The sequence below is a fragment of the Streptomyces morookaense genome (assembly GCF_013030945.1).
Lineage (GTDB): Bacteria > Actinomycetota > Actinomycetes > Streptomycetales > Streptomycetaceae > Streptomyces > Streptomyces morookaensis.
Map to the genome: position 1 here is coordinate 226932 of NZ_JABBXF010000006.1, position 23521 is coordinate 250452.

Consider the following 23521-nt stretch of genomic DNA (forward strand, 5'->3'; position numbering starts at 1 on the left):
ACACCGGGAGAAGGCCAGGACACGGGCAGGACAAGAGCAGGGCAATAAATGCGGGCCGGGCAACCCTCCCGTCCCGTTCCCGACTCTTTATCGGTGAGTATTGCCGGACGAACACGAGTACCCACCACGGGGGCAGGGAGTTGAGGCGCACATGGGCCTGACCAGCCGGTCGCTCTTCTACACGGTGACTTTCGGCGCCGTGTTGTGCGTGGCCCTCATGGTGTGGGTGTGGCCGCGGCTGGCGGGCCGCGGAGTGCTGCCCGTCCTGGGCCGGCTGGGCTCCATCCTGACCACCCAACTGGCGATCATGGCGGCCCTGCTGCTCGCGGTGAACTCCTGGGGCCAGTTCTACGGCACCTGGGGACAGCTGCTCGGCCGCGTCGACAAGGCACCGGTCAACGTCAACGAGATGACCCAGGGCGCCCCCTACGCGACGGTCGGCGCCTCGAAGGACGGGCTGGTGCAGCCGGCCGGTCCGCAGGGCATCGACAAGGTGGGCGGAATTCCGCGCGGCCCGGCCGAGAAGGAGGGCAAGGTCCAGTCGGTCCGGATCATCGGGCAGAAGTCGCGCGCGATCAATCCCGCTTTCATCTATCTGCCGCCCCAGTACTTCCAGAAGCAGTACGAGCGCCACCGCTTCCCCGTCATGGTCGTCATCAGCGGATATCCGGGCGGGATCATGAATCTCGCCCAGCACCTCCAGGTGCCGCAGACCGCGGGCTCGCTGCTCGCGCAGAACAAGATGCAGCCGACGATCATCGTCATGGTCCGCCCGACCATCGCCCCGCCGCGCGACACCGAGTGCGTGGACGTGCCGGACGGCCCGCAGGCGGAGACCTTCTTCGCCGAGGACCTGCCCGACGCGCTCAAGAGCACCTACCGCGTGGGCGGCGACCCCAGCGCCTGGGGCGTCCTCGGCTACTCCTCGGGCGGCACCTGCGCCCTGGAGCTCGCGATGCGCCGGCCGAATGTCTACCCGGCGGCCGCCGCCCTCTCCGGCGACTACAAGGTCGGCAGCGACCCCACGACCGGCAAGCTCTTCGGCAGCGGCCCCGACGCCAAGCAGCGCCAGCGCGAGCACGACCTGATCTGGCGCCTGGAGAACATGCCGGTGCCCCGCGTCTCGGTGCTCGTCACCAGCAGCAAGAAGGGCGAGAAGAACTACGGGGAGACCGAGAAGTTCCTGAAGGCGGTCAAGCAGCCGATGACGGCCTCGTCGGTGATCCTCCCCGAGGGCAGCCACAACTTCCAGACCTGGCGCCGCGAGATCGGCCCGGTCCTGGAGTGGATGAGCCAGCAGCTCACCTTCCCGCAGGACACCGCCGACAAGCCGAAATCCTGATCACCGCGGCGGCCCGCCCGTCAGCTGCTCGCCCAGCCAGCCGAAGGCCGCCGGGTACAGCGTGATCCACGTCCCGTAGTTGTGGCCGCCCGACGGCAGCAGCATCGTCTTCAGCTGCACCGGTGAGGCGGCAGCCGCCCGCTGGAAGTCCTCGATGTAGCTCGGCGGGCTCACCCGGTCCTGCCGCGACGTGGCCAGGAACAGCCCCGCACCGGCCTTGGTGTGCCCCACCAGCCAGGTGGGGCTGTTGCGCTCCCGCAGCACCGGGTCGTTCACCGCCCCCCGGTCCCCGTTGAGCGGATCCGGGTCCAGCCCGGCGCCGGCCCCGAAGACCTTCGGATACTGCAGCGGCAGCTTCGCCGCGCACAGGCCTCCGGTCGAAATCCCCAGCAGCCCCCAGGACTTCGGCTCGGGCGCCGTCCGGAAGTGGCTGCGTAGCAGCTCCGGCACATCGGCGGCGAGCCATGTGGCGACCTTGCGCCCGTCCACATCGGAGCAGTCGGTGTCCACGCCCCCGGGGTTGATGATCGGCGCGGCCAGGATGAACGGCCGCGTCGTGCCGTCCCGCAGCAGCCGCTCGTAGGCCCCTGGCATCCTGCCCTGCTCCATCCACGACTGGGGCGAGCCCGGCACCCCGTGCAGCAGCATGACGACGGGGAACGCGGTGCGGCGGTACCGAGGTTCGTCGTACTCCGGCGGCGTCCACACCATGACCTGGCCGGACAGCCCGGACCGGGAGCCGTGGAAGTACGTCTCCCTCATCCCGTTGTCCCCGCGGATGAACCGGGCCCGCTGCGCGGGCGGGCCCGGCATGGAGACCGGGCCCGTGTCCCCGGAGCGGCCCAGCAGGTCGTCCCAGGAGGCGTAGAGGCCGTAACTGGAGTTGATCCACACGGCAACCGCACAGATCGCTGTCAGCTGGCACAGCCCGATCAGCAGCACCCGCCCCAGCCAGCGCACCGGACCGGGCCCGGGGATCCTCGCCCAGAACAGCAGCGTGGCCAGCACGGTCAGTGCGGTCACCGCGAGGAGCAGCGCGAGGAACGCGGTTCCGGTCAGACTCATCCCGCAGACGCTCCCTCGGCTCGGCGGCGGTCGGTTGCGGTGACTGCGCCCGACCCTAATCGAGGGGCACCCCGGTCGCCCGGGGTATCGGCCAGCGGTACCCGGATGGGGCCGCGGGCCCCGTCAGCCCGTGGAGCCGCCGTCCGCGGAGTCCAGGATCTGCAGGGCGACCGCGAGCAGCGCGACCCGCTTCGCCTCCGGGTCGCCCGGCAGTTCGTCCAGCGTGAAGGTGCCGAAGTGCACGGTCAGCAGGGCGCTGGAGAACCGCACCAGGGTCTCCAGGGGCGTGTTCTCGCCGTCCTCCGCGGCGTGCACCAGCCGGGAGACGGCGCCGACCCGCTCCCGCAGCCGCGCGCCGATGTCGAGGTCGCGCAGCGTCGCCTGGTTCTCCTGCAGGATCCGGTACAGCGGTGCGGCGTCGCGCACCGCGAGGCTGTAACGGGTCAGCAGCTCGCGCTTGTTCTCCAGGGTGGGCGGCTGTTCCCGGCCCCAGGCGATGAGTTCGTCGACCGGCTCGCCCAACCGGTCGGAGAGCGCGGTGAGGATGTCCTCCTTGGTCTTGAAGTGGTAGTAGAGCGCGGCCTTGGTGACGCCGAGCTCCTCCGCGATCTCCCGGAGCGAGGTCTTCTCGTAGCCGCGCGTCACAAAGAGGCCGAGGGCGGTCTGCTGAATGCGCTCACGGGTGTCGCTCCTGCGCGCCCGGGGGGTTGTGCCCATGACCTGCTCTCCTGCTCTCCGTCGCGTCGTCCCGCCCCCTCCGGCCAGTGAGCCTACTTGACGACCGGTTAGCGTCGGATCCGGTTACGTTATGAACGAAACTGGTCCGGCGGCAAGGAAGTCCAGCAGTCCGTCGGGGGCACCGCACCCACGGCGGCGCGGAGAACGATGATGGCGCACGAAGTGCCCGCCGCGGGGCGGGTCCTGGCGCGATATCGCTGCAGAGAGGGCGGTCGGGGTCATCCGGACGCGCGACGCCGCCGGAATCTCCGCCGTCACCCTTCCGGAGGTACCCCCGCCGCCGGTCCGGCCGTGCCGGACAGGATGCCCTCGTGGGCCGAGGTGAGCAGTTCGGTCGCGCCGGCCAGCAGGGCCAGCCGCTTCTCTTCCGGATCGCCGTCCAGCTGCCGGATGGCGAAGGTGCCGAAGTGCAGCGTGAGCAGGGCCGTTGCACAGCGGACCCGGGCGTTCAGCGAGGAGTTCTCCTCCTGGAGGAGGTCCGACAGGGCGGCGACCCGGTCCTTGAAGTCCTGGCCGACGCTGAGCGCGTCGAGCGTCGCCTGGTTCGCTATGAGGATGTCGAACAGCGGTGCCGCGTCATGGAAGATGACGCTGCAGCGGGCCAGCAGCTCCTGTTTGACGGCCAGTTCGCGCGGCTGCCGTTTTCCCCAGGCGATGAGTTCGTCCATGTGCCTCCCGAGATCCCGGAAGAGGCTGACGAGGATGTCCTCCTTGGTCTTGAAGTGGTAGTAGAGCGCGGCCTTGGTGACGCCGAGCTCGTCCGAGATCTCCCGGAGGGCGGTCTTCTCGTAGCCCTGCTCGAGGAATAACTTCAGTGCGACGTCCTGAATGCGCTGCCGGGTGTTGCTACGGCGGGGTGTCGTTGTACTCCCCATCGGCTGTTCCCTTCGCTCGGGAGGGCCGGGGACCGGCCGCTCTTGCCGCTCAGCAGGCAGGCAGCCTAGCCTACTTGACGACCGGCAAGTCGGTTTCTAGTCTTTCGGTGGACGCTAGCCCGACGGCAGGTAAGGAAGTTGAACGGCCGTCAGAAGCAGCCGGTGAGCTGACCGGAATGCCTGGTTCCGTTTTGCTGGGCACAGCACCCGCACAACATCTGAGAACAACACTCCGGACCGAGGGGACGGTGCGCGTCACATGGGACGACACCTTGCTGCCGCAGCCGCACACGACATGTATGCGACGGGCCACTACGTGATGGACCCCGGCGTGGTGGCCCCGCAGGTGACGGACGAGGCCCTTCCGGGCGGCTCCTTCCCGGAAGGCCCCCTCCCCGCCGTCTTCGAGGGGCTGAGCGTCCCCATCCGCACGGCCGCCTCGCTGCTGGGCCTCTCCCCCTGGACGGTGGCCCACCTGATAGAGCGCGGCGAACTCGTCAGCGAGCGCGGCGGGCAATACCGCTACGTCACCCTGACCAGCATTTTTTCCTATCGACGACGCACCCGATAAAAGCCGTCGAACGCCTTCCGCCGACAACTCCCCTATTTCTTGGGCGCGCTGGCTCGAATGAGTGAAAGCCCGGAACTTCTCAATTGGGCCGGAGTTAGGCAGAGCGCTTTCTCAATGGGGGCGCTACTCGATCGAAAGGCATAGACGTGCTCAAGAAGGTTCTCGCGACGGCCGCTCTGACGGCGACCGCGGTCGGTACCATGGCCGGCCCCGCCATGGCCGTCGGCAACGACACCGACGTCGCCAACGCGAACGGTGCCAAGACCGGTTACGGCAACACTGCCACGGGCGGCAAGGAAAGCCCGCAGATGAGCCTGATCCAGGGCACGCTGAACAAGCTGTGCATCGGTATCGGCAAGGCGGAGATCCAGTCGCTCATCGGCCTGCTCAACATCGGCGTCCAGGACGTTCCGATCCTCACGTCGCAGCAGCAGCAGCAGTGCACCGACAACTCCACGATCAACGACGGGGACGACGCGCTGTCGCACCTGGTCGACGAGATCCCGGTTCTCTCGGGCAACGGCTCGGCGAACGGGCACTGACCTTCCGGTCAACGGAACAGTCCCCCTGCGGCAGGTGTGCGGGACCTGCCACAGGGGGATTTCCGTGTGCCCGTTCCCATGAATTCCGCCGAATTGATGCTCATCGTGCCGCGGCCTGGGCCGAACGACTGATGCGGGATAACCTCCGCTGCCGCCGCAAGTTAGGCAAGGAGTCACAGGATTTCGTCGACGGAGCGAAGGTAATTACGTGATCAAGAAGGTTGTGGCCACGGCCGCTCTGGCGGCATCCGCAGTCGGCGTCGGGGCGGCTCCTGCGCTGGCGATCGGCAACGACAGCGATGTCGCCAACGCCAACGGCGCGTACCAGTCCTACGGGAACACCTACACGGGCGGCTATATGAGCCCGCAGATGGGCCTCATCAACGGCTCGTTCAACAAGCCCTGCATCGCCATCGGCAAGCTGGGCGCCCAGTCGGTCCTCGGACTCGTCAACATCGGCCTCCAGGACATTCCGATCCTGTCGTCGCAGCAGCAGCAGATGTGCACCGAGAACTCGACGATCAACGACGGCGACGACCCGCTGTCGCACATCCTGGACGACATCCCGATCCTGTCCGGCAACGGTTCCGCCAACGAGGAGGACCACGAGTTCGGGCACGACTTCGGAGGCGGTCGCCGCCACCACGAAGGACGGCACGGCCACTAGCCGGCCGACGCGCTGCCGCAGTGCAGCACGGAAGCCGCCCCCGGGGACCCCGGGGGCGGCTTTGTGCGGTACGCGCGATCAGACCTCGTGCGGGCTCTCGTGATAGACGGTGAGCACCGCGCCGCCCACCTCGATGCGCCGGCGGTCGCCGACCTCGCCCTTGCGCAGGGCGTCGAGGCACTTGCGGAACATCTCCATCTCCTCGCCGGTCAGCACCGCGGCCGCCAGGTCCAGGAGTTCGGCGATGCTGCGATCGGTGAGCACATCGGGCAGTTCGCCGGAGAGCAGCACCACGGATTCCCCGGAGCGGCCCCGGACGACGGCATGGGACGTCGAACCACCACTGACAACGAGCACACGTTCCCCCATCCACCAGAGGGCTCGTGCCACTCACTCGCCTCGGGCAGGTGGAGACGATATCCGGGCGGCCGCTTGATCCTCGGGCGCTCCGGAATATTCACCGGATTCAGTCGTACCGGGAACCGGAACGGACGCCCCGGGCGTCCGGAACGTCAAGTGCCGCGCGGATATGCGCTGTTGCGCGAATGCGCCCGTACGGCTATTCGTCCTTGGGCTCGCGTTCGAGGAGGGATTCGACGAGCGCGGTCACATGCCGGCGGTCGTCGGCGGAGAGCCGCTGGACACTGGCGATCAGCAGGTCCACCTCGGGGTCGGGCCGGGACGCGGGGGCCTGCTCCTCCTCGGAGGTGTACAGGTGGATGCCGCAGGCCTCGGCGGCCGCACGGCGCAGCGTCTCCAGGGGGAGTTCGAGTCCGCGGGCGAGGCCTTCGAGGGTGGCCGGCTGCGGCATGCGCGCCAGGCGCTCGGCCGTGGCCAGATGGTGCACCGTCGAGCGGGGGATCCCGCCCCGCCGTGCGACCTCCCCGTAGGACCAGCTCTGCCGGTCGAGTCGCTGTCGGATCATCTGCTGCAGTGCGTTGGCCACTGACGGTCGCTTCCTGCTCTCGGCTGGCTCTGGCCCGCTCGGGTGGAACCGATTCTACGGGCGGGGGCCGGCCGCGCCATGGGGGAGGTCTGCCGAACCGCTTGCGCGGAGCCGTGCCGCGCCACTAGTGTCCAATCTCGTTGGACAGCTCGTCCGATCACATCGGACGCAGGCTGGGGGGTCCTGCCTGCGTCCCGGTCGTAACGCCGTGCACCACCATCCCGGAGGGGGACAACCATGCTGGATGTCAACGAGCTCGAGGCCGAGTCCGCCGAACTGCTTCCCGGCCGCGAGGCCCTGGGCAAGCTGAAGTTCGACTTTTTCCGCCAGGACAACTTCACCACGCACATGGCCAACGTCGACGCGCACAACCAGTCGGACGCGGTCAACATCTGCTCGCCGGACGCGATCGCCCAGTCCGAGGCGATGCAGGGCATCTCCATCTCGCAGTAGCAACACCCCCAGCCGCACCGGCAGTTCGTTCCGCCACACCAGTTGTAGCACTTCGCACCGACAGAGAGAGGCAAGACCATGAGCATGAACCCGCAGGAGCTCGAGGCCGAGTCCGCCGAACTGCTTCCCGGCCGCGAGGCCCTGGGCAAGCTGAAGTTCAGCTTCCACCGCACCACGCACGTCACCAAGCACATCGCGAACGTCCACGCGCACAACGAGTCGCTCGCGCTCAACAACGACTCCCCGTTCGCCACGGCCCAGTCCGAGGCGGCGCAGTCGATCAACATCCACCAGTAGTTCCACCCGCAGCACACCCACGCAGGCGGACCGCGTCCGGGGGAGGGCGCGGTCCGCGAGGGGGGAACAGCGGTTTCGCCGAGGGGGAGAACACAGATGACGGTGGTCGGAGACCACGACGCCGGCCGCAGCCGCCATCGCACGGGCGACACCGCGACCTTGGGGTTCGGCACCAGATGGCCGGACGTCCTGACAGGGGACGAATCCGGGGCCCCGGTGCCGGGGCCCGGCGGCTTTCCGTACTCCCGGTTGTGGGAGGACGGGGCGGGGGAGACCGCCACCGCGCCGCTGCCCGTACCGCAGCGGCCGCCGCAGACGCAGTCCGCCGGCCCGCCGCCCGGAACACGGGCCGTCGTCCCGCGGCTCAGCGCGGGGCTGCGTCTGCACGGTGAGTACCAGGGGTCGGGGTTCACCGAGCCCAAGTACATCGCCCGCCGCGGCGACGGCCAGGTCGTGCAGCTGACCAGGCTGCTGCACCTGACCGCGTCCGCCGTCGACGGCGAACGGGACGTCCACGCCATCGCCCGGCTGGTCAGCGCGGAGTTCGGGCGGGAGGTCAGCGCCGAGAACATCGCCTACCTGGTGGAGAACAAGCTCGACCCGATGGGCATCACCGTGCCCGAGGGACAGGAGGACGACCGGGCCGGCGGCCCGCGTTCGGACCTGCTGCTCAGTCTCAAGGGCCACACGGTCCTCTTCACCGAACGCCGGGTCGCCGCGATCTCCCGCGCCCTGGCCTGGCTGCACCGGCCGCCCGTGGTGGTGCTGGTGCTGCTGGCCGCCGTCGCCATGGACACCTGGCTGTTCGGCTTCTACGGCGCCATGACGCCCGTGCTGCACGTCCTGGACCAACCGCTGCTGCTGCTCGCCGTGTTCGGGCTGATCGTGGCGTCGCTCGTGTTCCACGAGTTCGGCCACGCGTCGGCGTGCAGATACGGAGGCGCGGACCCCGGCTGCATCGGCTGCGGGCTCTTCCTGATCTGGCCGTCGATGTACACCGACGTCACCGACGTCTACCGGATCGGCCGAGCCGGGCGGATCCGCACCGACCTCGGCGGCGTCTACTTCAACGTCGTCTTCATGCTGGGCCTGACGGTCCTCTACTTCCTGACCGGACAGCCCTTCCTGCTGAGCGCCGTCTACCTCGGCCACTTCGAGGTGCTGGAGCAACTCATGCCCGCCGTCCGGCTGGACGGCTACTTCATCCTCGGCGACCTCGCCGGAGTGCCCGACCTCTACGGCAAGATCAAGCCGATCCTGCTGAGCATGGTGCCGGGCCGTCCGGTCGAGCCGGCCGTGGCCGACCTCAAGCGCAGCACCCGCGTCATCGTGACCGCATGGGTCGTCACGATGGTGCCGCTGCTGCTGGGCGACCTCTGCTACGCGCTGTGGAACCTGCCCCGCCTCATCGACACCGGAATCCGCTCGCTCACACAGCAACTCACCGGCACCTACGAAGCGTTCGCCGACGGGCAGGTGGCGAGCGGGCTGGCCGGTGTGCTCGGCAGCCTCATGCTGATCTGTCCGCTGGCCGGCATGACGTACCTGTCCGTCCGGCTCACCGGGCGGCTGGCACGCAACGCCCTGCGCGCCACCGCCGAGCGGCTGTGGCTGCGCTTCGTCCTCGCGGCGGCCGTCGCCGGGGTGGCCACGTCGCTGGGGTTCGCGTGGTTCAGCGGCGTCACGCCCAAGCCGCTGCCGCCCGCGCCGCCCATCGCCCCCATCCTCCAGCCCCATGTGCCCACCGCTCCGGCGGCCGTGGGGACCCTCCCGTCCGGCCACACCCCCGCCAAGGGGCACACCGGCCCCGGCGCGGCAGGCGGCCAGGGCGGTACGGGACCGGCGGTCATGCCGCTGCCGTGGCGCACGCCGCAGCCGAGCAACCCGGCGGTCGTGCTGCCGCCCCCGAACCCGGGGACGACGCCCGCGCCCCCCGCCGCGAAGCCGGCCCCGACCGGCCCGGCACCGCGGCCGCCCGTTCCCTCGCCCGCCGCCCCGTCGAAGCCGGCCCCCGCGGTCGGACCGAGCGTTGCCCCGTCGCCCGTGCCGCACCCCGGCGCCTCCGCGTCCCCGTCGGCCGGCGCGACCCCGTCGCCCGTGGCCTCGAAGCCGCAGGCGAGCCCGCCGGCAGTGTCGCCGCCCGCGTCACCGAAGCCCGGCCACTGAGCGCCCGTCACACGGGTCACCGAAACAGTTCACGAAACAGCTCACCCGGACAGCTTGCTGCAAAGGAACACGCCCATGTCCCAGTCCACACCCCTGTCCCGTTCCGTCCTCCGCCTCGGCCTGCTGGCGGCAGGCGTCGCGGCCGCCGCCACCGCCGTGCCCGCCCAGGCGGCCGAGATCACCCTGGACAACGTCCGCACCACGGCGAACCACCACCACCATGTGCAGTTCCGCGACAGCTTCGCGGTCCACCAGCTCGGCCGGGTGGACACCGCGGCCGTCCGCAACCAGGCCACCGCCACCGGCGCCGGCTGCACCGCCGACGACGCCTGCCGCTCGGTGGCGCTGTCCTTCCAGATCGTCACCCTCGCAGGGCAGCACGTCCACCTCAACGCCGTGAACGACGGCACGGCGGTCAACGACCACTGCACCGGCTGCCAGACCTTGGCGGGCGCCTACCAGTTCGTCGTCTCCACGCCCTCGCCGCTCCGCCTGAGCACCGCCACCCGCGCCCGCCTGGCCGACGTCCACCGCAGGCTCGACGCCCTCGGCCGCTCCCGGCTGCCGGCCACCGAGCTGAAGCAGCAGACCGACGCCCTGGCCGCCGAGGTCACCGGGATCCTCAAGGACGCCGTCGCCGCGGCGGACCACCCGGCCGAGCGGGCCGTCACCGTGCACCGCCACCTGGAGGGCTGGCCCGGCCACTGAGCGGTTGCGGGCCCGGCCGGGGACCGTGCGCCATAATCCCGGCCATGGAAGCGGACCGCCGAGTGCAGCTCCCTCCCGAGCTGCACCGGCGGTTGCTCGCCGATGCGGTCGCCGTGGGGGCGTCCTTCCCGCTGGTGCTCACCGGCGGCTACGCGCTGCGCGCCCACGGCCTGGTGGAACGGCCGGTCCACGGCCCGGCCCTGGCCACGGGGTCCCCGGAGCCGATGCAGCAGATCGCCGCCGTGCTGCGCGGCGGGCTGCTGGAACGCGGCTGGCGGGTGCGGGACGTGGAGTCCGACCCGCTCTCGGCACGCTTCACCGCGGGGGACCCGGTGACGGGCGCGGAGTGCCAGGTGCACGTCCTCAAGGAGACGATGTGGCGCCCGCCGGTCCCCACCGGCCTGGGCCTGGCCCTCGCCGTCGAGGACGCCGTCGGCACCAAGGTGCGCGCCCTCGCCGACCGGGGCTTCGCGCGGGACCTCGTCGACGTGCACGCCGCCGCGGCCCGCTGGTCCCGGACCGAGCTGGAGGAGTTCGGCCGGCGGCACGCGCGGGACGCCTTCGACCTCGCCGATCTGCGGGACCGGCTCGACCGGGCCGACTGGTACGGGGATGCCGAGTTCGCCGCGTACGGACTGGACGGCGAGGAGAGCGCGGCGCTGCGGCGCTGGGCGCAGGAGTGGTCCGACGACATCGGCGAACGCCTCGTCGAGGAGGCCCCCTTCGAGGACCCGGAAGGGTGACATCAGGCCGCCGACCTGGGGGTTCGGCAGGTCCGCCCGACACTCCAGGGCAAATCCCGTCTTCCTCGGCAAATGCATGGAAGATGGACGGAACTGTGGTCACAGGTGTGGCGAAGACGACCACCACCAGGTTCCGGGAGCGCGGCGCATGGCCAATACGCAACAGACCCCTGCCCAGGCATCGAAGGGGGAGCGGTTCGCGGACTGGTTCGACGGCCGCGTCGGGCTGTATTCCCTCGCCAAGGCCAATCTGCGGAAGATCTTCCCGGACCACTGGTCGTTCATGCTGGGCGAGGTCGCGCTCTACTCGTTCGTCATCATCATCGTCACCGGCGTCTACCTGACGATGTTCTTCAAACCCAGCATGACCGAGGTCGTCTACCACGGCCGGTACGCGCCGCTGAACGGCATTCTGATGTCGGACGCGTACAAGTCGACGCTCGACATCAGCTTCGACGTCCGCGGCGGACTGCTGCTCCGTCAGCTGCACCACTGGGCCGCGCTGGTGTTCATCATGGCGATGCTCGTCCACATGATGCGCGTCTTCTTCACCGGCGCGTTCCGCAAGCCCCGCGAGCTCAACTGGCTTTTCGGGGCGAGCCTGTTGATCCTCGGCATGTTCGACGGCTTCATGGGCTATTCGCTGCCGGACGACCTGCTCTCCGGCACGGGTGTCCGGTTCATGGAGGGCGCGATTCTCTCCCTGCCGATCGTCGGCACCTATCTGGTGTTCTTCATCTTCGGCGGGCAGTACCCGGGCCACATCTGGGTGCCGCGGATGTACACCGTCCACGTGCTGCTGATCCCCGGCATCATGGCGGCCGCCCTGGCGGCCCACCTGATCCTGGTCTTCTACCACAAGCACACGCAGGGAATTCATGCCGGACGGAAGAACGACAACGTCGTGGGCATGCCGCTGATGCCGGTCTACATGGCCAAGGCGGGCGGCTTCTTCTTCCTGGTCAGCGGCATCATCTCGGTCTTCGCGGGCTTCGCGCAGATCAACCCGATCTGGGCGTACGGGCCGTACCGGCCGGACATGGTGACCACCGACGCCCAGCCCGACTGGTACATGGGCTTCTCCGAGGGCCTGATCCGCGTCATGCCCGGCTGGGAAATCAATTTCCTGGGCCACACGCTCGTCCTCGGCGTCTTCATCCCGCTGGTCGTCTTCCCGCTGGTCTTCCTCGCGATCTGGTGCTACCCCTTCTTCGAGGCCTGGGTCACCGGGGACCGGCGCGAGCACCACATCGCCGAACGGCCCCGCAACAACCCGGTGCGCACCGCATTCGGCGCGGCCTGGATCGCCGAATACGTCATCCTGCTGGTGGGCGGCGGCAACGACATCATCGCGGTGCATTTCCACCTGTCGATCAACGCCATCACCTGGCTCGTCCGCGTCGGTTTCTTCGTGATTCCGGCCCTGGTCTTCGTCGTCACCCACCGGTGGTGCCTCGGCCTGCAGCGCCGCGACCGCGAAAAGGTGCTGCACGGAAGGGAGTCGGGCGTCATCGCGCGCTACCCGCACGGTGAATACGTCGAGATCCACGAGCCGTTGTCGCAGGAAGCGCTCTACACGCTCACCGCCCACGAGCAGTACACGCCCTGGCAACTGCCGCCGGCGGTCGACGAGAACGGCAACCCGCGCAAGATCTCCTGGCTCCAGCGCGTGCGAGCCCGGCTGTCCGAGGCCTACTTCGGCGAGGGGGCCCAGATCCCCAAGGCGACGGTGGAGGAGTTCCGGGAGATCCAGGCGGCCCACCACGAGCACCACGAGGTCGCCAGGGTCGGCGAGGGCAGTCACTGACCCGGCGCCCGCGACCCTCCCGTGAGACGCCCGGTCCGCCGCGGCTCCTACCCCTACGGCCTGTTGGTCCCCGTGGCGCGCGTCGCCACGGGGACGGCGGCCGAGGAGGTCCGCTCCTTCCTCGACCTGTGCGGGATCCGCTCCACCACGGCCCCCTGCCCCCGCCGCCGGCGCTCCCCCTGGCGGCTGCAGGTGCTGGTCTTCGCCAAGGACGCGGGCCGGGCCCGTCGGCTCGTCAACGAGTGGACGCTGCCGGCCGGGCCGGGGTGACGGGGCGCGGCGAAAACCGGTGTCTTCGGATGCCCGGCGCAGCGATCATGGACTGACCCATGGACTGACCGCGGAGCCGCCACCGAGGAGGAACCCCCTTGCCCCTGCCTGTGCCCGCCGACCCCACGGCCCTCCATCCGATGCCCGGGCAGCCGCGGGTGGTGCTGCTCAAGCCGCTGGTCACGTCCCCGCTGATCGAGGTCGGGGAGTACTCCTACTACGACGACCCGGACGACCCGACGGCGTTCGAGACACGCAACGTGCTCTACCACTACGGGCCGGAGAAGCTGGTCATCGGCAAGTTCTGCGCGCTGGGCACGGGCGTGCGCTTCCTCATGAACGGCGCCAACCACCGCATGGACGGCCCCTCGACGTTCCCCTTCCCGACCATGGGCGGCTCCTGGGCCGAGCACTTCGACCTGCTCACCGGCCTGCCCAACCGGGGGGACACGGTCGTCGGCAACGACGTCTGGTTCGGCCACGGCACGACGGTCATGCCCGGCGTACGCATCGGGCACGGGGCGATCATCGCCTCCGGCGCCGTGGTGACGGGCGACGTGCCCGACTACGGCATCGTCGGCGGCAACCCGGCCCGCCTCATCCGCACCCGCTACGACGCCGGGGACGTCGCCCGGCTGCTGGCGGTGGCCTGGTGGGACTGGCCCGCGGAGCACATCACGCAGCACGTGCGGACGATCATGTCGGGCAGCATCGCCGACCTGGAGGCCGCGGCGCCGTCGGACGGGACGCCCACCGGGACAGGGCCGGGCCACTCACTGTGACGACCGGGCGCAGCGGTCCTACAGCTTGGTCATCTTGGTGTACGGGCTCAGGATGCGCATTTGCGCGGAGCCGAAGTCCACGAGCGCCGCGATTCCGTCCTCGATGCCGATTATCCGGCCGAGGCCGTACACGTCGTGTGTGACCTGGTCGCCCACGGCGAAGTGCTTGGGAGCCGGTGTGACCGGGGCCTTGAAGGGGCTGGTGGGCAAATGGCGCTTCGGTGCAGCAGGCTTTGTCATTGAGCCCAGTATGCGCCCTGCGAGCTGCGCTGGTGGCCGACTCTCAGGCAGGAGTTGTTGATTGCTGGATCCAGGGTGCGCGACGCCTGGCGCGGCCCGGACAACAAACAACCCCCAGGTTGATCACCTGGGGGTTTGTCGTGGAGCGGGCGACGAGAATCGAACTCGCGCTCTGAGCTTGGGAAGCTCATGTTCTACCATTAAACTACGCCCGCGTGAGGACGCCTTCAGGGCGTCGCATCGTCGCACACTCTACCCCATCGAAGGCCCCCGGTGCACTGGTCCGGGTGGCCTTCTTGTCGTGTGAGGGGGCTGTGCGGGGAGTGGGGACGCGGGCGTGGGGTGCGGGAGTTGGGGCGTACCGTGGGGGCGCGGAAGCCGGTCGGGGGGTGCCGGGAGTGCCGTATGCAGGCGCGTCGGAGAGATCCCCTAATGTGGCTTTTGTCTTTCACAACATTGGGGAAAGGGAGCTCGATGGAGCGCACCATCGTCCGTTGTGCCGAAGGGCACGTTTTCAGCACCGCTTCGTTCCCGATGCAGAACCTCGGAGCCGGCCGGATCGGCCCGGGACGGCTGCTGCGCTGTCCCCGCTGCGCCCGGCTGCGGCACTCCGTACCGGTGGCGCCCGAGAAGGGCTGAGGGGAACGAGGGCCCGGTCCGATCGAGGACCGGGCCCTCTCGCATTCTCCGGTTGTCCGGCTTCTTGCGTATCCTCGACCCGTGCTTCTCTCAGACAAGGACATCCGGACCGAGATCGACGCTGGCCGGGTGCGGATCGACCCGTACGACGAATCGATGGTGCAGCCGTCGAGCATCGACGTGCGCCTCGACCGCTACTTCCGGGTGTTCGAGAACCACCGGTACCCCCACATCGACCCCGCCGTCGAGCAGGCGGACCTCACCCGCGAGGTCGTGCCAGACGGTGACGAGGCCTTCATCCTGCACCCCGGTGAGTTCGTGCTCGCCTCGACGTACGAGGTCATCACGCTCCCCGGCGACATCGCCTCCCGCCTGGAGGGCAAGTCCAGCCTCGGCCGGCTCGGCCTGCTGACCCACTCCACGGCCGGCTTCATCGACCCGGGCTTCTCCGGGCACGTGACGCTGGAGCTGTCGAACATGGCCACCCTGCCGATCAAGCTGTGGCCGGGGATGAAGATCGGGCAGCTGTGCATGTTCCGGCTGAGCTCCCCCGTCGAGCACCCGTACGGGTCCGCGAAGCACGGTTCCCGCTACCAGGGTCAGCGCGGGCCGACGCCCTCGCGCTCCTTCCAGAATTTCCACCGCACGCAGGTCTGAGAGCAGCAACAACAGTGAGTGACAACCGCGAAAACCTGACCTACCCGCTCTTCGGGCAGGCCATCCGTGAACTGGCCCAGACGATCGCGGACGACGGCTACGAGCCGGACATCGTCCTCTCCATCGCGCGCGGCGGCGTCTTCGTCGCCGGTGGCCTGGCCTACGCCCTGGACTGCAAGAACATCCACCTGGTCAACGTGGAGTTCTACACCGGCGTCGGCTCGACGCTGGAGATGCCGGTCATGCTGGCGCCCGTGCCGAACGCGATCGACTTCTCCAACAAGAAGGTCCTGATCGCGGACGATGTCGCCGACACCGGCAAGACGCTCAAGCTCGTGCACGACTTCTGCCTCGACCATGTCGCCGAGGTGCGCAGCGCGGTCATCTACGAGAAGCCGCAGTCGCTGGTGAAGTGCGAGTACGTGTGGAAGCGCACGGACGACTGGATCAACTTCCCGTGGAGCGTCGAGCCGCCGGTCGTGCGGCGCGAGGGCCAGGTCCTCGACGCGTGAGCGCGTAGCGCAGTGAACGGCCGGAAGCCCGGGCCCCGCAGCGGCGGGGACCCGGGCTTCCGTGTGGCCGGGGTGCGGTTCCGGCGGACTACAGCGTACCCAGCTTGATCAGGGACAGCAGGGCCACCAGCTGGATCGCCGAGGCCCCGAGCGCCTTGGGCCAGGGCAGGTCGTGGGACTTGCTCACCATCGACGTCAGCAGCACACCGCCGGCCAGCCAGGTCGCCCAGCCGAGGACCTGGACGAGGGGGCTGTCGCCGCCGAGGAACATCGCGAACAGCAGCCGCGGGGCGTCCGTGACCGACATGATCAGCATCGACAGGCCGACCGTCGGCTGCCACATGCCGTCGCCGCCGAGCTGGCGGGCGAGGGTGTGCGTGACGGCACCGAGTATCAGCCCGGCCAGCAGCACGATGACACCGGCGGCCAGCACCCACGGGATGCTGTCGGCGAGGGTGGCGTGCAGCACGTCCTGGCGGGCCTTGTCGAAGCCGAAGACCGCCAGCAGGCCGTAGACGAACGTCACGATCAGGGCCGGGCCCCACATCGCGTGGTCGCGCATCTGCCAGAAGGTGGCCGACGGGCGCAGCACGATGCCCCTCAGCAGATCCTTCCAGTGCAGCCGCGGCCCGGGGGGCGGGGCGGGGGCCGCGGACTGCCCGGGGCCGTAGGTGCTGCCGGCACCGTAATCCGCGTACGGGTCCGGTCCGCCCGGGCCGGGGCCCTGAGGGGCGTAGGCGTCAGGGGCCTCGCCGAAGGCGAACTGCTGGGTGCGCCCGGGGTCGCCGGCGGGCGGGCCGCCGTAGTACGGGTCCTGGTACGGACCGCCGCCCTGCGCGCCCCGGGCATAGCCGTGCTGCACCGGGGGCTGTTGCTGCCCGTAGCCCGGCTGCGGCGCCGTCGTACCGCCGAAGTACTCCGGCTCGTCGTACCCGGCGGGCTGCTGCCACTGCTGTTGTCCTTGCGGTGCGGGGTTCGGGTGCCGGTCGTCCCGTCCGCGTCCCATCCTGAATCCAGCCACGCCTTCGAACGTACCCGGTCCGGAGAGCCCCCGGACCCGGGCAAAGGGGAACGGGCCCGGCTTTGCGGCCGAGCTGTGACATCCCCTAGGGGAAAGCTCCGGGAACCGGCCATGCCATGTGAGGTTTCGCGCCGGAAACGGCAACGGCCGGTGCCTCGCGACGGATCGCGGGGCACCGGCCGCAGGAGGCCGTTCCGAGCGGCTACTTCACCGGCTCGGGCTGGGGTTCGTCCGCCGTCTCGCCGTCGCCCTCAGGCTCGGCGGGCGTCTTGACGGACTCCAGCAGCAACTGGGCCACGTCCACGACCTGGATGGACTCCTTCGCCTGGCCGTCGTTCTTCTTGCCGTTGACCGAGTCCGTCAGCATGACGAGGCAGAACGGGCAGGCCGTCGAGACGATGTCGGGGTTGAGCGACAGGGCCTCGTCCACGCGCTCGTTGTTGATGCGCTTGCCGATGCGCTCCTCCATCCACATGCGCGCACCGCCGGCGCCGCAGCAGAAGCCGCGCTCCTTGTGCCGGTGCATCTCCTCGTTGCGCAGGCCCGGCACCTTGGCGATGATCTCGCGCGGCGGCGTGTAGACCTTGTTGTGGCGGCCGAGGTAGCAGGGGTCGTGATAGGTGATCAGACCCTCGACGGGGGTGACCGGGACCAGCTTCCCCTCGTCGATCAGATGCTGCAGCAACTGCGTGTGGTGGATGACCTCGTACTCGCCGCCGAGCTGCGGGTACTCGTTGGCGATGGTGTTGAAGCAGTGCGGGCAGGTCGCGACGATCTTCTTCTTCGCCTTCTCGACCTTGACGCCTTCCTCCGCATCCTCACCGAACGCCATGTTGAGCATCTCGACGTTCTGCTGGCCCAGTTGCTGGAAGAGGAACTCGTTGCCCAGCCGGCGGGCCGAGTCGCCGGTGCAGTTCTCCTCGCCGCCCATGATGGCGAACTTGACGCCCGCGATGTGCAGCAGCTCCGCGAAGGCCTTGGTGGTCTTCTTGGCCCGGTCCTCCAACGCGCCTGCGCAGCCGACCCAGTAGAGGTAGTCGACCTCGGTCAGGTCCTCGACGTCCTTGCCGACGACCGGGACCTCGAAGTCGACCTCCTTGGTCCACTGCAGACGCTGCTTCTTGGCGAGCCCCCAGGGATTGCCCTTCTTCTCCAGGTTCTTGAGCATCGTGCCCGCCTCGGACGGGAAGGAGCTCTCGATCATCACCTGGTAGCGGCGCATGTCGACGATGTGGTCGACGTGCTCGATGTCGACCGGGCACTGCTCGACGCAGGCACCGCAGGTGGTGCAGGACCAGAGGACGTCCGGGTCGATGACGCCGTTCTCCTCCAGGGTGCCGATCAGCGGGCGCTCGGCCTCCGCCAGGGCGGCCGCGGGGACGTCCTTCAGCTGCTCCTCGGTCGCCTTCTCCTCGCCCTCCATGTCCTTGCCGCCGCCTGCGAGCAGGTACGGGGCCTTGGCGTGCGAGTGGTCGCGCAGTGCCAGGATCAGCATCTTCGGCGACAGCGGCTTGCCGGTGTTCCAGGCGGGGCACTGCGACTGGCAGCGGCCGCACTCGGTGCAGGTGGAGAAGTCGAGCAGGCCCTTCCAGGAGAAGTGCTCGATCTGCGAGACGCCGAACTGGGCGTCCTCCGCCGGGTCCTCGAAGTCGATCGGCTCGCCGCCGCTCGTCATCGGCTGCAGCGCGCCGAGCGCCACGTCACCGCTGGACTCGCGCTTGAACCAGATGTTGGGGAAGGCGAGGAAGCGGTGCCAGGCGACGCTCATGTCGATGTTCAGGCTGACCGTGATCATCCAGATCATGGTGACGCCGAGCTTGATCATCGCGACCAGGTAGACCAGGTTCTGCAGCGCCCCGAGGCTCAGCCCCTTGAAGGCGGCGACCAGGGGGTACGAGACGAAGTAGGCGGCCTCGTAGTGGTCGGCGCCGTGCATCGCGCCCTCGAGCCCGCGCAGGACCATGATGGCCAGGCCGATCACCAGGATCACGTACTCGACGAAGTACGCCTGCCAGGCGGTCGAGCCCGCGAAGCGGGACTTGCGGCCGGCCCGGGAGGGCAGGTTCATCAGCCGGATCACGATGAGCACGAGGATGCCCAGCGTGGTCGTGGTGCCGATGAACTCGATGTAGAGCTCGTACGGCAGCCAGCCGCCGATGATCGGCAGCTTCCAGTCGGCCTTGAACAGCTGGCCGTAGGCGTTGAGGATCGTCGTCCCGAGCGTGAGGAAGCCGACGGCCACGAACCAGTGGGCGACGCCGATGACGCCCCACTTGTTCATGCGGGTGTGGCCGACGAACTCCTTGGCCAGGGTGACCGTGCGTTGTGTCGGGTCGTCGGTACGGGTACCGGCCGGCACGGGTGCGCCGAGCCGGAAGAAGCGGACGAACTGCGCGATGGCGCGGCCGAGCAGCGCAACACCGACCGCGCTGAGAACCAGCACCACGATGATCGCGGCGAGTTGCATGGGGAGGCTCCTCGAACCTGCGAGAGCGGGACGGAACTGGATGACCAACTGGATTACCAATCAGTAACTTATCCAGTCCGTACGAGACTACTCACTCACGCGCGCGTGCCATACCCGCGGAGCCGGTGATCTGCGTCGCCCGGACGGCCCTGCGGGCCGTGGATGATCGTAAGACCGATATAAAAGTTGAGCCCACCCGACTCAGCTCCGTTGACACCGGCGCTTCCGTGTTGCACTCTTGAGCCTGTTCCACTCAAGTCAGCTGGAGGAATCGACATGGCACGTGCGGTCGGCATCGACCTGGGTACGACGAACTCCGTCGTCAGTGTTCTCGAAGGCGGTGAGCCCACCGTCATCACCAACGCCGAGGGCGCCAGGACCACGCCGTCCGTTGTCGCCTTCGCGAAGAACGGTGAGGTGCTGGTCGGCGAGGTCGCCAAGCGCCAGGCCGTCACCAACGTCGACAGGACCATCCGGTCGGTCAAGCGCCACATGGGCACCGACTGGAAGATCAACCTGGACGGCAAGGACTTCAACCCCCAGCAGATCAGCGCCTTCATCCTGCAGAAGCTGAAGCGGGACGCGGAGGCCTACCTGGGCGAGAAGGTCACCGACGCGGTCATCACCGTGCCGGCGTACTTCAACGACTCCGAGCGCCAGGCCACCAAGGAGGCCGGTGAGATCGCGGGTCTGAACGTCCTGCGCATCGTCAACGAGCCCACCGCGGCCGCCCTGGCCTACGGTCTCGACAAGGACGACCAGACCATTCTCGTCTTCGACCTCGGTGGCGGCACCTTCGACGTCTCGCTGCTCGAGATCGGCGACGGCGTCGTCGAGGTCAAGGCCACCAACGGCGACAACCACCTCGGTGGTGACGACTGGGACCAGCGCGTCGTCGACTACCTGGTCAAGCAGTTCCAGAACGGCCACGGCGTCGACCTGTCCAAGGACAAGATGGCGCTGCAGCGCCTGCGCGAGGCCGCCGAGAAGGCGAAGATCGAGCTCTCCTCGTCCACCGAGACCACGATCAACCTGCCCTACATCACGGCGTCCGCCGAGGGCCCGCTGCACCTGGACGAGAAGCTCACCCGCGCCCAGTTCCAGCAGCTGACCGCGGACCTGCTGGAGCGCTGCAAGACCCCGTTCCACAACGTCATCAAGGACGCGGGCATCGCCCTGTCCGAGATCGACCACGTGGTCCTGGTCGGCGGTTCCACCCGCATGCCCGCCGTCGCCGAGCTCGTCAAGGAGCTGACCGGCGGCCAGGAGGCCAACAAGGGCGTCAACCCGGACGAGGTCGTCGCCATCGGCGCCGCCCTGCAGGCCGGTGTGCTCAAGGGCGAGGTCAAGGACGTCCTGCTCCTCGACGTCACCCCGCTGTCCCTCGGCATCGAGACCAAGGGCGGCATCATGACCAAGCTGATCGAGCGCAACACCACGATCCCCACCAAGCGCTCCGAGATCTTCACGACGGCCGAGGACAACCAGCCGTCCGTGCAGATCCAGGTCTACCAGGGCGAGCGCGAGATCGCGGCGTACAACAAGAAGCTCGGCATGTTCGAGCTGACGGGCCTGCCGCCGGCCCCGCGCGGCGTCCCGCAGATCGAGGTCGCCTTCGACATCGACGCCAACGGCATCATGCACGTGACCGCCAAGGACCTGGGCACGGGCAAGGAGCAGAAGATGACCGTCACCGGCGGCTCCTCGCTGCCGAAGGACGAGGTCGACCGCATGCGCGAGGAGGCCGAGAAGTACGCGGAGGAGGACCACCGCCGCCGCGAGGCCGCCGAGTCCCGCAACCAGGGCGAGCAGCTCGTCTACCAGACGGAGAAGTTCCTCAAGGACAACGAGGACAAGGTTCCCGCCGAGGTGAAGACCGAGGTCGAGACCGCCGTCGCCGAGCTGAAGGAGAAGCTCAAGGGCGAGGACACGGCCGAGATCCGCACCGCGACCGAGAAGGTCGCCGCGGTCAGCCAGAAGCTCGGCCAGGCCATGTACGCCGACGCCCAGGCCGCTCAGGGCGCCGCCGGCGCCGGTGCCGCGGGTGCGGGCCAGCAGGCCAAGGCCGAGGACGACGTGGTCGACGCCGAGATCGTGGACGACGAGAAGCCGAAGGGCGGTGCGTCGGCGTGACGGAGGAGACCCCGGGCTTCGACAACGAGAAGCCTGAAGGCACCTCCGACGCCACCGCACCCGACGACGCGGCGAAGGCCGCCGGGTCCGCCGACAAGGCGGCCCCGGCCGGCCCGGCCACGGGCGAGGACCTCGTCGAGGTTGGCCTCCAGGCACAGCTGGACCAGGCCCAGGCTGCGCTCGGCGAGCGCACCGCGGACCTCCAGCGGCTCCAGGCCGAGTACCAGAACTACCGTCGCCGGGTGGAGCGGGACCGCGTCGCGGTCAAGGAGGTCGCCGTGGCGAACCTCCTGTCCGAGCTGCTCCCCACGCTCGACGACATCGGCCGCGCCCGTGACCACGGCGAGCTGGTCGGCGGCTTCAAGTCCGTCGCCGAGTCGCTGGAGACGGTCGTCGCCAAGATGGGTCTGCAGCAGTTCGGCAAGGAGGGCGAGCCCTTCGACCCGCTGGTGCACGAGGCCCTGATGCACAGCTACGCGCCGGACGTCGCCGAGACCACGTGCGTGCAGATCCTGCAGCCGGGGTACCGGCTCGGCGAGCGGACGATCCGCCCCGCGCGGGTCGCCGTGGCCGAGCCGCAGCCGGGCGCACAGCCGGCCGGCAAGGACGGCGAGGCACCGAATGCAGCGGACGCACCGGACGAGGCGAGCGGTGGCCCGGACGAGGGCTGAGGCTGACGCACACATGAGGAAGGAGGGACGTCGGGGATGAGCCTGAGCAGGGATCTGCTGGAAAAGGATCTGTACAAGGTCCTCGGCGTCCCCAAGGACGCCACCGAGGCGGAGATCAAGAAGGCGTACCGGAAGCTCGCCCGCGAGTTCCACCCGGACGCCAACAAGGGCGACGCCTCGGCCGAGGAGCGCTTCAAGGAGATCTCCGAGGCGAACGACGTCCTGGCCGACGCCAAGCGCCGCAAGGAGTACGACGAGGCGCGCGCCCTGTTCGGGAACGGCGGATTCCGTCCCGGGCCGGGCGGCGCCGGCGGCTCCTTCAACTTCGACCTGGGCGACCTCTTCGGGGGCGCCCAGGGCGGGGGCGGCGGCTTCGGGGGCGGTCTGGGCGATGTCTTCGGCGGCCTCTTCAACCGCGGCGGCGGTGCCGGTGCGCGCACCCAGCCCCGCCGCGGCCAGGACATCGAGTCCGAGGTGACGCTCAGCTTCACCGAGGCGGTGGAGGGGGCCACGGTCCCGCTGCGGATGTCCTCCGCGGCGGCCTGCAAGGCCTGCTCCGGCACGGGCGACAAAAACGGTACGCCCAGGGTCTGCCCGACCTGCGTGGGCACCGGCCAGGTCTCGCGCGGCTCGGGCGGCGGCTTCTCGCTGACCGACCCCTGCCCCGACTGCAAGGGCCGCGGGCTGATCCCCGAGAACCCCTGCGACGTCTGCCACGGCAGCGGGCGCGCGAAGTCCTCCCGCACCATGCAGGTGCGGATCCCGGCGGGCGTCTCCGACGGCCAGCGGATCCGGCTGCGCGGCAAGGGCGCTCCGGGCGAGCGCGGCGGCCCCAACGGCGATCTCTACGTCGTGGTGCACGTCGGTGACCACCCGGTCTTCGGGCGCAAGGACGACAACCTGACCGTCACCGTGCCGGTCTCCTTCGTGGAGGCGGCGCTCGGCGGCGAGGTGAAGGTGCCGACGCTGGGCGGCCCGCCGGTCACCCTCAAGCTGCCCCCCGGTACGCCCAACGGCCGCACGATGCGCGCCCGCGGCAAGGGCGCGGTGCGCAAGGACGGTACCCGCGGCGACCTCCTGGTCACCGTCGAGGTGTCCGTGCCGACCGCGCTCGACGACAAGGCCCGCGAGGCGCTGGAGCAGTACCGCCAGGCCACCGCGGGGGAGGACCCCAGGGCCGAGCTCTTCCAGGCAGCGAAGGGAGCTTGA

25 protein-coding genes, 1 tRNA gene and 1 pseudogene are annotated in these 23521 nt (G+C 69.4%); 18 read left to right on the forward strand and 9 right to left on the reverse strand.

Annotation, left to right across the window (positions count from 1 at the left end):
• Positions 1 to 151: 151 nt before the first annotated feature.
• The gene (locus HG542_RS04280; protein ID WP_171078652.1) at positions 152 to 1342 is read left to right on the forward strand and encodes an alpha/beta hydrolase; all 1191 of its coding nucleotides are present in this window, start codon (positions 152 to 154) and stop codon (positions 1340 to 1342) included.
• On the opposite strand, the gene HG542_RS04285 is transcribed toward HG542_RS04280, so the two are convergent.
• The 3 genes from HG542_RS04285 to HG542_RS04295 all read right to left on the reverse strand — a co-directional run bounded on the left by HG542_RS04285 (position 1343) and on the right by HG542_RS04295 (position 4020).
• Positions 1343 to 2407, reverse strand: a complete 1065-nt coding sequence (locus HG542_RS04285) for an alpha/beta hydrolase (protein ID WP_171078653.1) — start codon at positions 2405 to 2407, stop codon at positions 1343 to 1345.
• Between the two features lie 123 nt (positions 2408 to 2530).
• Positions 2531 to 3124: a TetR/AcrR family transcriptional regulator gene (locus tag HG542_RS04290; RefSeq protein WP_171078654.1), complete on the reverse strand. Its 594-nt coding sequence runs from the start codon at positions 3122 to 3124 to the stop codon at positions 2531 to 2533.
• Between the two features lie 275 nt (positions 3125 to 3399).
• Positions 3400 to 4020, reverse strand: coding sequence for a TetR/AcrR family transcriptional regulator (locus tag HG542_RS04295; RefSeq protein ID WP_171078655.1), 621 nt, complete (start codon positions 4018 to 4020; stop codon positions 3400 to 3402).
• Between the two features lie 259 nt (positions 4021 to 4279).
• Here HG542_RS04295 and HG542_RS04300 point away from each other — a divergent pair, with 259 nt between their 5' ends.
• From HG542_RS04300 to HG542_RS04310, 3 genes and pseudogenes are all read left to right on the forward strand, one after another.
• The gene (locus HG542_RS04300) at positions 4280 to 4591 is read left to right on the forward strand and encodes a helix-turn-helix domain-containing protein (RefSeq protein WP_171078656.1); all 312 of its coding nucleotides are present in this window, start codon (positions 4280 to 4282) and stop codon (positions 4589 to 4591) included.
• A gap of 146 nt (positions 4592 to 4737) precedes the next feature.
• A complete protein-coding gene (locus HG542_RS04305) occupies positions 4738 to 5133 on the forward strand; it encodes a rodlin (protein ID WP_171078657.1) in 396 nt (131 codons plus the stop codon).
• Between the two features lie 208 nt (positions 5134 to 5341).
• Positions 5342 to 5728: pseudogene (locus HG542_RS04310) on the forward strand (rodlin); the annotation flags it as partial.
• 150 nt (positions 5729 to 5878) lie between these two features.
• Here the strand turns inward: HG542_RS04310 and HG542_RS04315 are convergent.
• Together HG542_RS04315 and HG542_RS04320 are read right to left on the reverse strand one after the other, a co-directional pair.
• Positions 5879 to 6157, reverse strand: a complete 279-nt coding sequence (locus HG542_RS04315; protein ID WP_229922645.1) for a hypothetical protein — start codon at positions 6155 to 6157, stop codon at positions 5879 to 5881.
• Positions 6158 to 6359: 202 nt separating this feature from the next.
• The gene (locus HG542_RS04320) at positions 6360 to 6746 is read right to left on the reverse strand and encodes a helix-turn-helix domain-containing protein (protein WP_171078658.1); all 387 of its coding nucleotides are present in this window, start codon (positions 6744 to 6746) and stop codon (positions 6360 to 6362) included.
• 237 nt (positions 6747 to 6983) lie between these two features.
• Between HG542_RS04320 and HG542_RS04325 the strand changes: the two genes are divergently transcribed.
• The 8 genes from HG542_RS04325 (at position 6984) to HG542_RS04360 (ending at position 13972) form a co-directional block, all read left to right on the forward strand.
• Positions 6984 to 7199 carry a hypothetical protein gene (locus tag HG542_RS04325; RefSeq protein WP_171078659.1) on the forward strand — a complete coding sequence of 72 codons (216 nt, stop codon included), beginning with the start codon at positions 6984 to 6986 and terminating at the stop codon, positions 7197 to 7199.
• Positions 7200 to 7277: 78 nt separating this feature from the next.
• Positions 7278 to 7496 carry a hypothetical protein gene (locus HG542_RS04330; protein WP_171078660.1) on the forward strand — a complete coding sequence of 73 codons (219 nt, stop codon included), beginning with the start codon at positions 7278 to 7280 and terminating at the stop codon, positions 7494 to 7496.
• Positions 7497 to 7592: 96 nt separating this feature from the next.
• The gene (locus tag HG542_RS04335) at positions 7593 to 9662 is read left to right on the forward strand and encodes a zinc metalloprotease (RefSeq protein WP_229922644.1); all 2070 of its coding nucleotides are present in this window, start codon (positions 7593 to 7595) and stop codon (positions 9660 to 9662) included.
• A 75-nt stretch (positions 9663 to 9737) separates the two neighbouring features.
• Positions 9738 to 10370 carry a hypothetical protein gene (locus HG542_RS04340; RefSeq protein WP_171078661.1) on the forward strand — a complete coding sequence of 211 codons (633 nt, stop codon included), beginning with the start codon at positions 9738 to 9740 and terminating at the stop codon, positions 10368 to 10370.
• 44 nt (positions 10371 to 10414) lie between these two features.
• The gene (locus HG542_RS04345) at positions 10415 to 11113 is read left to right on the forward strand and encodes a nucleotidyl transferase AbiEii/AbiGii toxin family protein (RefSeq protein WP_171078662.1); all 699 of its coding nucleotides are present in this window, start codon (positions 10415 to 10417) and stop codon (positions 11111 to 11113) included.
• A gap of 148 nt (positions 11114 to 11261) precedes the next feature.
• Entirely contained in the window at positions 11262 to 12920 is a 1659-nt protein-coding gene (gene qcrB / locus HG542_RS04350; RefSeq protein ID WP_171078663.1) for a cytochrome bc1 complex cytochrome b subunit, read from the forward strand.
• Positions 12921 to 12941: 21 nt separating this feature from the next.
• Complete coding sequence (locus HG542_RS04355; RefSeq protein ID WP_171078664.1) at positions 12942 to 13190, forward strand: hypothetical protein; 249 nt, start codon at positions 12942 to 12944, stop codon at positions 13188 to 13190.
• Between the two features lie 140 nt (positions 13191 to 13330).
• Positions 13331 to 13972 (forward strand): CatB-related O-acetyltransferase, encoded by a 642-nt coding sequence (locus tag HG542_RS04360; protein WP_373313154.1) that lies wholly within the window; start codon positions 13331 to 13333, stop codon positions 13970 to 13972.
• Between the two features lie 18 nt (positions 13973 to 13990).
• Here HG542_RS04360 and HG542_RS04365 read toward each other — a convergent pair whose 3' ends face one another.
• The gene (locus HG542_RS04365) at positions 13991 to 14212 is read right to left on the reverse strand and encodes a hypothetical protein (protein WP_171078665.1); all 222 of its coding nucleotides are present in this window, start codon (positions 14210 to 14212) and stop codon (positions 13991 to 13993) included.
• Positions 14213 to 14353: 141 nt separating this feature from the next.
• A tRNA-Gly gene (locus tag HG542_RS04370) sits at positions 14354 to 14427 on the reverse strand.
• Between the two features lie 259 nt (positions 14428 to 14686).
• Between HG542_RS04370 and HG542_RS04375 the strand changes: the two genes are divergently transcribed.
• The 3 genes from HG542_RS04375 to HG542_RS04385 all read left to right on the forward strand — a co-directional run bounded on the left by HG542_RS04375 (position 14687) and on the right by HG542_RS04385 (position 16020).
• A complete protein-coding gene (locus HG542_RS04375) occupies positions 14687 to 14851 on the forward strand; it encodes a hypothetical protein (RefSeq protein WP_171078666.1) in 165 nt (54 codons plus the stop codon).
• A gap of 81 nt (positions 14852 to 14932) precedes the next feature.
• Positions 14933 to 15508: a dCTP deaminase gene (gene dcd, locus HG542_RS04380; RefSeq protein ID WP_171078667.1), complete on the forward strand. Its 576-nt coding sequence runs from the start codon at positions 14933 to 14935 to the stop codon at positions 15506 to 15508.
• Between the two features lie 14 nt (positions 15509 to 15522).
• On the forward strand, positions 15523 to 16020 hold the full coding sequence (locus HG542_RS04385; RefSeq protein ID WP_171078668.1) for a phosphoribosyltransferase: 498 nt from the start codon (positions 15523 to 15525) through the stop codon (positions 16018 to 16020).
• An 88-nt stretch (positions 16021 to 16108) separates the two neighbouring features.
• Here the strand turns inward: HG542_RS04385 and HG542_RS04390 are convergent, their stop codons facing one another.
• Both HG542_RS04390 and HG542_RS04395 read right to left on the reverse strand, forming a co-directional pair.
• A complete protein-coding gene (locus HG542_RS04390; protein ID WP_171078727.1) occupies positions 16109 to 17026 on the reverse strand; it encodes a Yip1 family protein in 918 nt (305 codons plus the stop codon).
• A gap of 217 nt (positions 17027 to 17243) precedes the next feature.
• Complete coding sequence (locus HG542_RS04395) at positions 17244 to 19508, reverse strand: (Fe-S)-binding protein (RefSeq protein ID WP_171078669.1); 2265 nt, start codon at positions 19506 to 19508, stop codon at positions 17244 to 17246.
• Between the two features lie 276 nt (positions 19509 to 19784).
• On the opposite strand from HG542_RS04395, the gene dnaK reads away from it, so the two are divergent.
• The 3 genes from dnaK to dnaJ are packed head-to-tail and all read left to right on the forward strand — an operon-like array spanning position 19785 to position 23521.
• Positions 19785 to 21641 (forward strand): molecular chaperone DnaK, encoded by a 1857-nt coding sequence (dnaK, locus tag HG542_RS04400; protein ID WP_171078670.1) that lies wholly within the window; start codon positions 19785 to 19787, stop codon positions 21639 to 21641.
• Complete coding sequence (grpE, locus tag HG542_RS04405; protein WP_171078671.1) at positions 21638 to 22312, forward strand: nucleotide exchange factor GrpE; 675 nt, start codon at positions 21638 to 21640, stop codon at positions 22310 to 22312. Before dnaK ends, grpE begins: the two co-directional genes overlap by 4 nt.
• A 36-nt stretch (positions 22313 to 22348) precedes the next feature.
• Positions 22349 to 23521: a molecular chaperone DnaJ gene (dnaJ, locus tag HG542_RS04410; protein WP_171078672.1), complete on the forward strand. Its 1173-nt coding sequence runs from the start codon at positions 22349 to 22351 to the stop codon at positions 23519 to 23521.

Excerpts from the sequence above, each read along its gene's own strand:
- HG542_RS04280 (WP_171078652.1), top strand. The coding sequence starts at position 152 with ATGGGCCTGACCAGCCGGTCGCTCTTCTACACGGTGACTTTCGGCGCC.
- HG542_RS04285 (WP_171078653.1), bottom strand. The coding sequence starts at position 2,407 with ATGAGTCTGACCGGAACCGCGTTCCTCGCGCTGCTCCTCGCGGTGACC.
- HG542_RS04290 (WP_171078654.1), bottom strand. The coding sequence starts at position 3,124 with ATGGGCACAACCCCCCGGGCGCGCAGGAGCGACACCCGTGAGCGCATT.
- HG542_RS04295 (WP_171078655.1), bottom strand. The coding sequence starts at position 4,020 with ATGGGGAGTACAACGACACCCCGCCGTAGCAACACCCGGCAGCGCATT.
- HG542_RS04300 (WP_171078656.1), top strand. The coding sequence starts at position 4,280 with ATGGGACGACACCTTGCTGCCGCAGCCGCACACGACATGTATGCGACG.
- HG542_RS04325 (WP_171078659.1), top strand. The coding sequence starts at position 6,984 with ATGCTGGATGTCAACGAGCTCGAGGCCGAGTCCGCCGAACTGCTTCCC.
- HG542_RS04330 (WP_171078660.1), top strand. The coding sequence starts at position 7,278 with ATGAGCATGAACCCGCAGGAGCTCGAGGCCGAGTCCGCCGAACTGCTT.
- HG542_RS04335 (WP_229922644.1), top strand. The coding sequence starts at position 7,593 with ATGACGGTGGTCGGAGACCACGACGCCGGCCGCAGCCGCCATCGCACG.
- HG542_RS04340 (WP_171078661.1), top strand. The coding sequence starts at position 9,738 with ATGTCCCAGTCCACACCCCTGTCCCGTTCCGTCCTCCGCCTCGGCCTG.
- HG542_RS04345 (WP_171078662.1), top strand. The coding sequence starts at position 10,415 with ATGGAAGCGGACCGCCGAGTGCAGCTCCCTCCCGAGCTGCACCGGCGG.
- qcrB (WP_171078663.1), top strand. The coding sequence starts at position 11,262 with ATGGCCAATACGCAACAGACCCCTGCCCAGGCATCGAAGGGGGAGCGG.
- HG542_RS04360 (WP_373313154.1), top strand. The coding sequence starts at position 13,331 with ATGCCCGGGCAGCCGCGGGTGGTGCTGCTCAAGCCGCTGGTCACGTCC.
- HG542_RS04365 (WP_171078665.1), bottom strand. The coding sequence starts at position 14,212 with ATGACAAAGCCTGCTGCACCGAAGCGCCATTTGCCCACCAGCCCCTTC.
- HG542_RS04375 (WP_171078666.1), top strand. The coding sequence starts at position 14,687 with ATGGAGCGCACCATCGTCCGTTGTGCCGAAGGGCACGTTTTCAGCACC.
- HG542_RS04390 (WP_171078727.1), bottom strand. The coding sequence starts at position 17,026 with ATGGGACGCGGACGGGACGACCGGCACCCGAACCCCGCACCGCAAGGA.
- HG542_RS04395 (WP_171078669.1), bottom strand. The coding sequence starts at position 19,508 with ATGCAACTCGCCGCGATCATCGTGGTGCTGGTTCTCAGCGCGGTCGGT.
- dnaK (WP_171078670.1), top strand. The coding sequence starts at position 19,785 with ATGGCACGTGCGGTCGGCATCGACCTGGGTACGACGAACTCCGTCGTC.
- dnaJ (WP_171078672.1), top strand. The coding sequence starts at position 22,349 with ATGAGCCTGAGCAGGGATCTGCTGGAAAAGGATCTGTACAAGGTCCTC.